The sequence below is a fragment of the Sulfitobacter sp. AS92 genome (genome assembly GCF_038900015.1).
Taxonomy (GTDB): Bacteria; Pseudomonadota; Alphaproteobacteria; order Rhodobacterales; family Rhodobacteraceae; genus Sulfitobacter.
Genome location: NZ_JBBMQL010000015.1, coordinates 67,789 through 75,857 on the forward strand (window position 1 = coordinate 67,789; position 8,069 = coordinate 75,857).

Genomic DNA, 8,069 nt, shown 5'->3' on the forward strand with positions numbered 1-8,069 from the left:
GACCGTTTACCGCGCCTGAAAGGCAAGACCATGAAGTTTCTCGACCTGTGCAAAGTCTACATCCGATCCGGTGGCGGTGGGGGCGGCTGCGTGTCGTTCCGGCGCGAGAAATACATCGAATATGGCGGCCCTGACGGCGGTGATGGCGGAACGGGCGGCTCGGTTTGGGCCGAAGCGGTGGATGGGCTTAATACGCTGATCGACTTTCGCTACCAGCAGCACTTCTTCGCCAAGAACGGCCAGCCCGGCATGGGCAAACAGCGGACCGGTAAGGATGGCGACGATATCATCCTGCGTGTGCCCGTAGGCACCGAGATTCTTGACGAAGATCAGGAGACGGTGATTTGCGATCTGACCGAACTGGGCCAGCGCGTGCAACTGGCGCGTGGCGGCAATGGCGGTTGGGGGAACCTGCATTTCAAGTCATCCACCAACCAAGCACCACGGCGCTCAAACCCCGGCCAAGAAGGTGTCGAACGCACGCTTTGGCTGCGGCTGAAACTGATTGCGGATGTTGGTCTTTTGGGACTCCCGAATGCGGGTAAATCGACCTTTTTGGCGGCCACGTCGAATGCGCGGCCCAAGATTGCAGATTACCCTTTCACCACCCTACACCCGAACCTTGGGGTGGTCGGCGTGGATAACACAGAATTCGTCGTCGCCGATATTCCCGGCCTCATCGAAGGGGCCTCCGAAGGCCGGGGGCTTGGCGATCTTTTCCTTGGCCACGTAGAGCGTTGCGCGGTGTTGTTACACCTGATCGACGGCACATCTGAAACCGTTGCAGAAGACTATCGTACCATCATCGGCGAGCTGGAAGCCTACGGTGGTGAACTGGCAGAAAAACCGCGTGTAACTGTGTTAAACAAAGTTGATGCTTTGGATGAAGAAGAGCGCGTAGACCGATTGAAAGAATTGGAAAAAGCCTCTGGTGGCGATGTCATGATGATGTCCGGCGTGGCTGGGGAAGGTGTCACAGAAGTGCTTCGCACCCTGCGCCAAAATATCGACGATGACCGTCTGCGTTACCGCACCTCTGAGGAAGAAGAGACTTGGCAACCCTGAGCACCGCCCGCCGTGTCGTTATCAAGATCGGCTCCGCGCTTTTAGTCGACCGCAACAGCGGCACCTTGCGCCGTGATTGGCTGAGTGGTTTGGCGCAAGATGTGTTGTGGCTCAAAGGGTTGGGCTGCGATGTTGTACTGGTTTCGTCAGGCTCCATTGCGCTTGGCCGCGGCGTTCTGGGTTTGCCGTCGACCGTCTTAGCGCTGGAACAGGCGCAGGCGGCGGCAGCGGTCGGACAAATTCGCCTGGCACGCGCCTATGAAGAAGTTCTGGAGCCCCATGGTATCACCACGGCACAGGTACTTGTGACGCTCGAAGACAGCGCCAATCGGCGCCGCTACCTAAACAGCCGCGCGACGCTGGAGCAGTTGCTTTCCCTCAGTGTGGTGCCGATCGTCAACGAGAATGACACGGTTGCCACCGATGAAATCCGCTTTGGTGACAACGACCGTCTTGCTGCGCAGATTGCTGTAACAGTGGGTGCGGATCAGTTGATCCTGCTGTCAGATGTTGACGGTTTCTACAGCGCCAATCCTACGCAGGATCCAGACGCCAAACGCTATGGTGTAATCGACACGATCACGCCCGAGATTGAAGCAATGGCAGGTGATGCGGGGTCTGGCCTGTCAAAAGGGGGCATGAAGACCAAGTTGATGGCCGCGCGCACTGCGACAGCAGCGGGTTGCGCGATGGCAATCACAGACGGATTTGTCATGCGTCCGCTTTCTGCTTTGGAAGCCGGCGCAAACGCTACTTGGTTTAGCGCTCAGAGCGATCCGCAAGCCGCGCGCAAGCGCTGGATTGCAGCGATGAAGCCGCGCGGCGGGGTGACCCTTGATGCAGGCGCGGTCTCTGCTCTGGCACGGGGGACGTCTTTGTTGCCAGCAGGGGTGACGGCGGTCGCGGGTAAATTTGAACGTGGTGACAGTATCGCCATGTTCGACCCCGCAGGTCATGCTGTGGGTCATGGCCTTAGCCGCTATTCTGCGGAGGAGATCAATCAGATCAAAGGCCGCAAGAGTACAGAGATCGAAGCGATATTGGGCTATCCGGGACGCGCGGCGCTCGTCCACCGGGACGACATGGCGCTATAGGCGCAGGCAACATCAAGACAGGGACATAAGGCTATGAATAAAATCGAAAATATTCCCGAATTGATGGCCGATATTGGCGCCCGCGCCCGGACGGCTGCGGCGCAATTGGCCACAGCAAGTGCAGAACGTAAACACGCGGCATTGATTGGCGCTGCCGAAGCTGTGTGGAAATGCCGGGCTGAGATTATCGACGCCAATGCCAAAGACCTTGATTATGGCCGCGACAAGGGCTTGTCAGACGCCATGATGGACCGTTTGATGCTCGACGAAGACCGCATTCGTGGCATGGTCGACGGATTGCGGTCCGTCGCGGAACAAGCTGATCCTGTTGGTGAAATCATCGCGGAATGGGACCAGCCGACAGGGTTGAACATCCAGCGCGTGCGCACGCCTTTGGGGGTTATTGGCGTCATTTATGAATCGCGCCCCAATGTAACGGCCGACGCAGGAGCGCTCTGCCTCAAAGCGGGAAATGCGGTCATTTTGCGCGGCGGATCTGAGAGCTTTCATTCGTCGCGCGCAATCCACCGCTGTTTGCAGCAAGGGCTGCGGGATGCGGGCATGCCTGAAGATGCAGTTCAACTGGTGCCAACGCGCGACCGCGCTGCGGTGCGCGAGATGCTTACCATGACCGATACCATTGATGTGATCGTGCCCCGTGGCGGCAAGGGGCTTGTTGGGCTTGTTCAACGAGAGGCTCGAGTGCCTGTCTTTGCTCACCTTGAGGGGATCGTGCACATCTACATTGATGCCGACGCTGACCCAGAAAAAGCGTTGAAGGTGGTGCTGAACGCCAAGACACGGCGCACCGGTATCTGCGGCGCGGCTGAATGCCTGTTGATCCACCAAGATATCGCGAAAACAATTGGGCAAGGCGTGATCCGTGCGTTGATCGATGCGGGCGTCGAAGTGCGCGCCGATACGGTTTTGCAAGATATTACCGGCACGGTGCCTGCGCATGAGACTGACTGGGGGCAGGAATACCTCGACATGATCGTTGCGGCGCGCACGGTACCGGATGTCGGGGCCGCCATGGCCCATATCAGGGAGTATGGGTCGGGTCATACGGATTGTATTTTGACCGAGAACAGCCAAACCGCGGCTGAATTTTTGAACGGGCTGGATTCCGCAATTCTGATGCACAATGCATCGACCCAATTTGCCGATGGCGGCGAGTTTGGGATGGGGGCAGAGATTGGGATCGCCACGGGCAAACTTCATGCGCGCGGCCCGGTTGGGGCCACGCAGTTGACGAGCTTTAAGTATATTGTACGCGGTGACGGGACGGTGCGCAGCTAACGCTTAAAAGGACACGGTCAGAACCGTTTCCGTGTTAGTCAGGCTGATTTCTTTGCCTTGCGCCCGGGCAAGGATCGGCAGCAGCGCGAATTGAACCTGCGCGGGCTGAAGCTGCATGTCTTGATCTGCTTTGGACAGCAATGCCCAAAGCTCAGGCTCTACGGCGATTTTATCGGCTTCAGCTTGCAGCCGCCATTTGCCTGCCTGCTCGGCAATGGTGATAAGCCCCCCATGATGCAAAGCCGTTTCCATACACATTAGCGAAAGGAATGCCATCCGCACGCAGTCACGCGACTGCGGAACCGTGATTTGCCATTCAATTTCGATCCGTGTGTCGGTGTAAAGGTCGCGTAATATCGACGTCACCTCACCTTGGCCCATGGTCTGATCACCAGAAGCACCAAAGGCTATGCGGAAAAAGCGAATGCGCGCAGAGGCGCTTTCCACGCTTTGGCCAATCAACTCAAGCTCTGGCCCCGGAGCGGCCCCGGTGCCCGCCATGTTGAGCAGTTCTAGCCCGTTGTTGATGGCACCAATGGGCGATATTAAGTCATGGCAGATACGGCTGCCGATGAGCGTAGGTAGGTCGAGATTAATTGGGCCCATCATGGCCTCCCTGAATGATTGGAAAAGGCATGGATGATCTAAATGCGCTGCTTAGCCCCGGCATGTTGGTCATGCATCCGCTACACCCCGAATGGGGCGCGGGCCAGGTACAAAGCAACATTGGCGGCAAAGTGACGGTCAATTTTCGTGACCAGGGCAAGATGGTCATAGACAGCTTTCGCTTAGAATTAATACCGGTCTTTGATGAGGGATGACCCTTTCCAAATCCTTAATGGTGGAGCAAATTTTCAGATATGCAACTATAAGGAGAGTACCTGAAAGTTGTCGCTCTGGCAAGTGTTGCGCCTTAGGGTCTGATTGCCTATCAGGCAGAAACTTTGTTTTGGGCACAGGATTGGCCGATGCCGCGGGGCGTTGCAGCAGATTTTCAGGTCAGACTGGCGCAGACAGACGCCGATGTGCAGGCCGCGCAACGGCTGCGCTATGAGGTCTTCGTTCAAGAGCTTGGTGGCAGCGGCGCGATGGTGGACCATGCAGCGGAACTTGAGCGGGACCGCTTTGATCCCTTCTTTGACCACCTGCTGTTGACGGATCTACGGAACGGTAAACTGGCTGGCGTCTACCGGGTGATGCGTGCAGACATGGCGGCGCGGGCAGGGGGCTTCTACTCAGAGGCTGAATATGATCTTACGCCGCTGGTTCAATCGGGGCGCAAGCTTTTGGAATTAGGGCGATCTTGTCTTGACCCGGCTTACCGCGGAGGTGCTGCGATGCACCACCTGTGGGGCGCATTGGCACGCTATGTGGCAGAGCATGAGATCGAAGTTCTGTTCGGCGTGGCGAGCTTTCATGGCACCGATACGGCGACCTTGGCCGAGCCGCTCTCGCTGCTGCATCACCGGCACCTTGCACCGCCTGAATTGCGCGTGCGCGCTCGGGAATTCGCACCGATGGATCTGATCGCTGAGCCCGACCTCGACCGTCGCAAAGCCATGCTTGCAGTGCCAAGCTTGATCAAAGCCTACCTCCGACTGGGAGGGTGTGTGGGCGAGGGGGCATATATTGACCGCGCCTTTAACACCACAGATGTTTGCCTGATCCTTGATACGAAACAGATGAGTGCGCGCCAATCGCGGATTTACGGCGGGAGCGCTGCATGACCACAACTTGGGACAGTGACCAGCCACCGCCCAACCTGCGCCTGACCCTCGTCGGCATGCTGAGGGTAGTCCTACGCGGTGCGCTCCTCGCGCTTTTGGTTTTTGCCGGCCTTTTAATCCTGTTGCTGCTACGGCTGATCGAGCGACCGATCTTTGGGCTGCACCGGCCCGTGACGCCCTTTATCACACAGACCGTCTGTCGCGCGGCCTTCTGGGTACTGGGAATGCGCTTTTCCCGCCAAGGCACACCGATGGAGCGGCGCGGCGCGGTGGTGGCAAACCATACGTCATGGCTGGATATTTTCGCGCTGAATGCGGCAAAACGGATTTACTTTGTCTCTAAATCCGAAGTGGCAGGGTGGCCCGGCATCGGTTGGTTGGCAAGGGCCACAGGCACCGTATTCATCCGCCGCGACCGGGCCGAGGCGCGCAGCCAGACCGAGGTCTTTCGCACCCGGTTGATGGCAGGGCATAAGCTGTTGTTCTTCCCCGAAGGCACCAGCACCGATGGGCTGCAAGTGCTGCCCTTTAAGACGACGCTCTTCGAGGCCTTCTTTGATCCCGAACTGCGCGAAGAGATCGCGGTGCAACCGGTGAGCGTGATCTATCATGCGCCCCAGGGCGAGGATGGGCGCTTTTACGGATGGTGGGGGGACATGTCTTTTGGGGTGCATCTGCTTACGACATTGGCCGCGCGAAAACAGGGGGCAGTTGAGGTAATCTATCACCCGCCCTTGCCCGTGGCCGATTTCGCGGGCCGCAAAGCACTGGCGCAAGCCTGCGAAGCGGCAGTGCGGGCAGGGCATAGCACCGGCCAGACTAGCCACCAATAAGCCCCTTGCGCTACGACGCATGCTGGCATATACGCGCCCCACTTGAACCCGCAGTCGGGGTTGGGCCTTTTGGGGAGAAATCCCAAAACGTCCGCCGGTTGGCAGCATATCGCTGTCATACCCCCGATGAGGCTAAACCGGAAAGGTATAAAGACATGGCTCTTCCTGAGTTCTCCATGCGCCAACTGCTTGAAGCAGGCGTACACTTTGGTCACCAGACACAGCGCTGGAACCCCCGCATGGGCCCGTACATCTACGGCGCACGCAACGGCATCCACATCATGGACCTCACGCAAACCGTTCCTATGCTGGACGATGCGCTGAAAATCATCCGTGACACCGTCGCCAAAGGCGGCAGCGTTCTCTTCGTTGGCACCAAGCGTCAGGCTGCTCAGCCGATCGCCGAAGCCGCAGAGAAATGCGCACAGTATTACATGAACCACCGTTGGCTCGGCGGCACGCTGACCAACTGGCAGACCGTTTCGCAGTCGATCAACCGTCTGAAAAACATCGATGAGCAGTCCGAGCGCGGCTTTGAAGGCCTGACCAAGAAAGAGCGTCTTGGCATGGAGCGCGACCAGTACAAACTGGAAGCATCGCTGGGCGGTATCCGTGAAATGGGCGGTCGTCCTGACCTTCTGTTCGTCATCGACGTGAAAAAAGAAGCACTGGCAATCGCCGAAGCCAACAAACTGGGCATCCCAGTTGTGGCCGTGGTTGACACCAACTGCTCGCCCGACGGCGTTGACTACATCATCCCAGGCAACGACGACGCGGCACGCGCCATCTCGCTTTACTGCGATCTGGCAGCACGCGCAGCACTCGACGGCATGTCGGCTCAGCTGGGTGCGGCAGGCGTTGACCTTGGCGCGATGGAAGAAGCACCGCAGGAAGAAGCGGTAAACGAAGAAAGCACTGGCGTCGAAATCGGCAATGCGTCCGATGAGACCGTGCACAACGATGCCATGGGCAAAGACGCACCGCTGGACATCGAATCCAAAAAAGAGACCGTCGCAAAAGCCGAAGGCTAAGCGTCACGGACCTGAAACACGGGGCAGGGTAACCTGCCCCGATTTCCAATATTTGCGGGCCTCGGGCCTGCCCCCTTATTTCCAAAGGAGACCCACGAGATGGCAATCACAGCATCCATGGTCAAGGAACTGCGCGACACCACCGGCGCAGGCATGATGGACGCCAAAAAGGCACTGACAGAAAGCAATGGCGACATGGAAGCCGCCGTTGACTGGCTGCGCACCAAAGGTCTGGCCAAAGCGGCGAAGAAATCCGGTCGTACAGCAGCCGAAGGTCTTGTGGCCGTTAAGGTTGAAGGCGGTCACGGTGTCGCGGTTGAAGTGAACTCCGAAACCGACTTCGTTGGCAAGAACGCTGAATTCCAGTCCATGGTCAGCAACATTGCCGACGCGGCGCTGAAAGCCGATGACGTCGAAGCGCTGAAAGCGGCTGAGATCAATGGCAAATCCGTTGAAACCACGCTGACCGACGCCATCGCCAAAATCGGCGAGAACATGTCGCTGCGCCGCATGGAAAGCATCGACGGCGAGACCGTTGTTTCCTACGTGCACAACGCAGCCGCACCCGGCATGGGCAAAATCGGCGTCCTGGTTGCCATGAACGGTGGCAACGAAGAGTTCGGCAAGCAGGTTGCGATGCACATCGCCGCTGTGAACCCGGCGTCGCTCTCCGAGGCGGATCTGGACGCGGCCGTTGTCGAGAAAGAAAAGCAGGTCCAGATGGACATCGCCCGCGAAAGCGGTAAGCCCGAAGCCGTGATCGAAAAGATGATCGTTGGCCGGATGCAGAAGTACATGTCCGAAGTGACATTGCTGAACCAGTCCTTCGTTGTGAACCCTGATCTGACCGTTGGCAAAGCAGCAGAAGAGATCGGCGCGACCATCACAGGTTTCGTGCGTCTGGAAGTTGGCGAAGGCATTGAAGTTGTCAAAGAAGACTTCGCCGCAGAAGTGGCCAAGGCTGCAAAAGGCTAAGCCTTTCTATCTTAGTTATAAAAGGGGCGGCGCATGGGAATGCGC

The 8,069-nt window shown here is 58.0% G+C and carries 9 protein-coding genes; 8 read left to right on the forward strand and 1 reads right to left on the reverse strand.

Annotated features, from left to right (window positions below):
• Positions 1–30 precede the first annotated feature (30 nt).
• From obgE to WNY61_RS17965, 3 genes are read left to right on the forward strand one after another with little or no spacing between them, the layout of a single operon-like run.
• Positions 31–1,065, forward strand: a complete 1,035-nt coding sequence (obgE, locus tag WNY61_RS17955; RefSeq protein WP_342852812.1) for a GTPase ObgE — start codon at positions 31–33, stop codon at positions 1,063–1,065.
• Entirely contained in the window at positions 1,053–2,159 is a 1,107-nt protein-coding gene (gene proB / locus WNY61_RS17960) for a glutamate 5-kinase (RefSeq protein ID WP_342852814.1), read from the forward strand. The genes obgE and proB overlap by 13 nt, the downstream gene beginning before the upstream one ends.
• A gap of 33 nt (positions 2,160–2,192) precedes the next feature.
• Positions 2,193–3,458 (forward strand): glutamate-5-semialdehyde dehydrogenase, encoded by a 1,266-nt coding sequence (locus WNY61_RS17965; RefSeq protein WP_342852816.1) that lies wholly within the window; start codon positions 2,193–2,195, stop codon positions 3,456–3,458.
• A gap of 3 nt (positions 3,459–3,461) precedes the next feature.
• Here WNY61_RS17965 and WNY61_RS17970 read toward each other — a convergent pair whose 3' ends face one another.
• Positions 3,462–4,067 (reverse strand): histidine phosphotransferase family protein, encoded by a 606-nt coding sequence (locus tag WNY61_RS17970; protein WP_342852817.1) that lies wholly within the window; start codon positions 4,065–4,067, stop codon positions 3,462–3,464.
• A gap of 26 nt (positions 4,068–4,093) precedes the next feature.
• On the opposite strand from WNY61_RS17970, the gene WNY61_RS17975 reads away from it, so the two are divergent.
• From WNY61_RS17975 to tsf, 5 genes are all read left to right on the forward strand, one after another.
• Entirely contained in the window at positions 4,094–4,279 is a 186-nt protein-coding gene (locus WNY61_RS17975) for a DUF3553 domain-containing protein (RefSeq protein WP_342852818.1), read from the forward strand.
• A gap of 147 nt (positions 4,280–4,426) precedes the next feature.
• Positions 4,427–5,185: a GNAT family N-acyltransferase gene (locus tag WNY61_RS17980; RefSeq protein ID WP_342852819.1), complete on the forward strand. Its 759-nt coding sequence runs from the start codon at positions 4,427–4,429 to the stop codon at positions 5,183–5,185.
• Entirely contained in the window at positions 5,182–6,018 is an 837-nt protein-coding gene (locus tag WNY61_RS17985; RefSeq protein WP_342852820.1) for a lysophospholipid acyltransferase family protein, read from the forward strand. The genes WNY61_RS17980 and WNY61_RS17985 overlap by 4 nt, the downstream gene beginning before the upstream one ends.
• 155 nt (positions 6,019–6,173) lie before the next feature.
• Positions 6,174–7,049, forward strand: a complete 876-nt coding sequence (gene rpsB / locus WNY61_RS17990; RefSeq protein ID WP_342852821.1) for a 30S ribosomal protein S2 — start codon at positions 6,174–6,176, stop codon at positions 7,047–7,049.
• A gap of 99 nt (positions 7,050–7,148) precedes the next feature.
• Positions 7,149–8,024, forward strand: coding sequence for a translation elongation factor Ts (gene tsf / locus WNY61_RS17995; RefSeq protein ID WP_007119643.1), 876 nt, complete (start codon positions 7,149–7,151; stop codon positions 8,022–8,024).
• Positions 8,025–8,069: the final 45 nt, after the last annotated feature.

What these genes read in the sequence shown, in the direction of transcription:
- obgE (WP_342852812.1), top strand. Translation starts at nt 31, where the DNA reads ATGAAGTTTCTCGACCTGTGCAAAGTCTACATCCGATCCGGTGGCGGT.
- WNY61_RS17965 (WP_342852816.1), top strand. Translation starts at nt 2,193, where the DNA reads ATGAATAAAATCGAAAATATTCCCGAATTGATGGCCGATATTGGCGCC.
- WNY61_RS17970 (WP_342852817.1), bottom strand. Translation starts at nt 4,067, where the DNA reads ATGATGGGCCCAATTAATCTCGACCTACCTACGCTCATCGGCAGCCGT.
- WNY61_RS17975 (WP_342852818.1), top strand. Translation starts at nt 4,094, where the DNA reads ATGGATGATCTAAATGCGCTGCTTAGCCCCGGCATGTTGGTCATGCAT.
- WNY61_RS17980 (WP_342852819.1), top strand. Translation starts at nt 4,427, where the DNA reads ATGCCGCGGGGCGTTGCAGCAGATTTTCAGGTCAGACTGGCGCAGACA.
- WNY61_RS17985 (WP_342852820.1), top strand. Translation starts at nt 5,182, where the DNA reads ATGACCACAACTTGGGACAGTGACCAGCCACCGCCCAACCTGCGCCTG.
- rpsB (WP_342852821.1), top strand. Translation starts at nt 6,174, where the DNA reads ATGGCTCTTCCTGAGTTCTCCATGCGCCAACTGCTTGAAGCAGGCGTA.
- tsf (WP_007119643.1), top strand. Translation starts at nt 7,149, where the DNA reads ATGGCAATCACAGCATCCATGGTCAAGGAACTGCGCGACACCACCGGC.